A 2,954-nucleotide genomic window follows, 5' to 3' on the forward strand; every position below is an offset into this window, starting at 1 on the left:
ACCTGTGGAACTTCTTCCTCAACAAGCGGTTCACGTTCTCCAAGAAGGAACTCGATCATCTCGAGGGCGTGAAGACCCGGTACGCGCCGTTCCTGGTCGTCGGGCTCTTCGGGCTCGCGGTGACTGCCGCCGTGACGACGCTGCTTATGAACCCGACCTCTCCTCTTCACCTGCCCGATAGCGTCTTCGACGACTCCTCGTTCCTTCGCGACAAGCTGTACTGGGCCAACGGCGTCGGGATTATCGTCTCGACCCCGGTCACGTTCCTCGTGAACAAGTACTGGACATTTACGCACCGGCCAAAGCCGCGGGACGCGGTAAAGGATGAGAGCCCGGTCGAGTTGCCGTAGCGGCGGGCGATGGATCCGTGCGGCGCGATTTGGCGGCCGGCCGGCGATGCCTTGGGCCAAAAAAGTACCGACCGCAGGCGCAGTCACCTTTCACCGATGTAATGACGCGGTGAAACGTGACTGGTCCTGCGGTCTGTGCGTGGGACGCGGTTTTACCGCGGCACGGAAGCCACAGCAGCCCCGGCAGCATCCCTGGCCACGGCCACGGCGAGGCTGCCGGGCAAGGCGGGGTCTCTGGCGCCGCCGGCTAGTCCGCGGTCAGGGCATTCCGGATGGCCTGGACATCGACGTCGGCGAACGAGGAAGGCTGCCATGCGGCATCGCGCGATTTGTCGACGAGGACCGCGCGTACGCCTTCGGGGAAGTCCGGACCCTGGCACACGAGCGCGCCGAGCTTGAGTTCATTGCGCAGTGCCTGCTCGACGGTGGAGACCTGCGATCCGGCACGCATCAATTCCAGCGTGGCCACGACCGATGTCGGCGAGTGGGACTGCAATGCCTCGCGGGCAGAGCTCGCCCAGTCTGCGGCCTCACCGGACTCGGACGCCATCGAATCGAGCTCGCCGAGGATTTCTTCGATCGTGTCGCCGGCAAAGGCGCGGGCGATGAACTCCTCTTGGGCGCGGAGCGGCGAATCCCCCGCCTCGGCAGGATCGCTGCAATGCTCGTCGAGTGCCTGGTCCAAGCCGGATTCGAGAACGGTGGCCTGGAAATCGGGACGTACGGCGTCATAGATGAAGTGGGTGCCAAAGCCGAGATAAAGGGCGTCGGCGGCACCCATGCGCGCACCGGTTGTGCCGAGGTACTTGGCCATGGCGAGGCCGAGGTCGCCGCCGCCGGCGAAGCGCGGCAAGAGCCAGGAGGCGCCGACATCGGGGATGAAGCCGATGGCAGTTTCCGGCATAGACGACATGAGGGTTTCGGTGACAATGCGGTGCGAGCCGTGGCCGGAGACGCCGATGCCGCCGCCCATTGTCGCGCCGAACAGGACGGAGGCGTAGGGCACGGGGAAGTTCGCGATACGCGCGTTCATCGCGTACTCGACCTCGAAGAACTTGCGGCCCTCCGCGGGATCGCCGGAGACGACCGCCTCGCGGACCGCCTTGATATCGCCGCCGGCGCAAAAGGCCTTCGGAGAGGTCGAGGTAAGCAGGACGGAGTCGACCGCCCCGGCGTCGGACCATTCGACTAGCGCGGCGTCGATCGCCTCGATCATCTCCACAGTGAGCGCGTTGAGCGCCTTGGGCCGATCGAGCTGGATGTGGCCAACACGGCCCGAGCGGGAAGAAATTATCGATTCACTCATGCGCCCAAGCTTACGGATTCCGCCCACTGCGTGAGGCGCGATTCACTCGAACCGCGGCAGCCGATCCCGCTACTTGAGCACCGGGATCATTGAGTCGAACGCGGCGTTCATACCCGGACCGAAGGCGGTCCAGTTGTGGATCCCGGTCGGCATGAAGAACGTGTCGTTCTTGACGCCCGCGCGGTCCAGGGCCCGAGACATTTGGTTCGTGCACTCGCGTGCGCCCGCTTCGAGGATGTATCCGGAGAAGAGCACGCCCGGCTCGGTGCCGTATTTCTTGATGTCCTCGGCACCGAGCGCGCCGGTCGCCGCGGACATGAACACGTGCGTCCCGGCGAGCTTGTCGGCATGTGCCGGGAGGTGGTTCTGCTGCCACAGCTCGCTGCCGCGCGGCCCCCACATATTGTCGAGGTTTCCGCCGCGCGTCTCCACGTTGAGGCGGATGGTTTCGTAACCGAGATCGTCGGTCGCGTTGTAGCAGCCGGACACACCGCCGGCGGCGGCGAAGTGGCCGGGATGGTTCGCGGCGAGGCGAAGCGCGGAACCGGCACCCATGGAGAGCCCCAGCACGCCGCTTTTACCGTTGAGCTCGATATTGTCCTGCGCACCGATAATCGACGGGAATTCTTCGGTGATGAAGGTGTCCCATTTATTGCGCCCGAGTCGGGGGTCGTCCTTGATCCATTCGGCCCAGTTGGATCCCGGCGCGCCGGACGGGGCGACTGCGATGATATTTTCGTCCTCGACACGTTGCGCGACGTTCGTGCGCGTGCGGAACGGGGTCGGGAGAACGGTGTCCACGCCTTCGAGCAGGTAGAGCACCGGGGCAGGCCCCTTGTCCTCGGAAGGCAGGAAAACCTCGAGAACGACCTCGCGCTGCATCTTCGCGGAAGACACGGTCCAGTGCTCGAGTCGACCCGGCCCTTTGTGATCCTCCTGCACGTCGCGGTCGAGCAATTTCGTCTCGGTGATCTCCGGATTCGGCTGTGGCGCCTCGTAGCCCCCACCGGTGAACGATCCGGCTGCCTTCGTCAACGTGTCTGCCCCGAGGGAGAGCGCCGCCAACTGGCCGCCGTTGGCAAGAGAACCTACCGGGATCATCGACATGAGGAACGTCGCTCCGACGAGCGCAGGAACGGTCGCCGATCCTCCGCCGTCGGCCGCGGGCGTGGCGCTCAGCGGGTCGAAGCCCGCCGAAAGTGGTGCGAGCGTCGGCGCATTGCTATTGAATGCGGAGCCGTTGGCGATGAGTCCGAGGCTCGAACGGATGCCGTCCTCGATGGCGTCGGCCGAGCCCG

The 2,954-nt window shown here is 65.3% G+C and carries 3 protein-coding genes; 1 reads left to right on the forward strand and 2 read right to left on the reverse strand.

Annotated features, from left to right (window positions below; translation table 11 throughout):
* Positions 1–350: GtrA family protein (locus tag K8V11_RS11730; protein ID WP_303914405.1), on the forward strand; the 350-nt coding region annotated here is incomplete at its 5' end.
* Positions 351–597: 247 nt separating this feature from the next.
* On the opposite strand, the gene K8V11_RS11735 is transcribed toward K8V11_RS11730, so the two are convergent.
* Both K8V11_RS11735 and K8V11_RS11740 read right to left on the reverse strand, forming a co-directional pair.
* Entirely contained in the window at positions 598–1,656 is a 1,059-nt protein-coding gene (locus tag K8V11_RS11735; protein ID WP_303914407.1) for an enoyl-CoA hydratase/isomerase family protein, read from the reverse strand.
* Between the two features lie 69 nt (positions 1,657–1,725).
* A partial coding sequence (locus K8V11_RS11740; protein WP_303914409.1) for an alpha/beta hydrolase family protein occupies positions 1,726–2,954 on the reverse strand: 1,229 nt, incomplete at its 5' end.

The organism is Dietzia timorensis (assembly GCF_020742175.1).
In the GTDB taxonomy this organism is placed as follows: Bacteria; Actinomycetota; Actinomycetes; order Mycobacteriales; family Mycobacteriaceae; genus Dietzia; species Dietzia timorensis_A.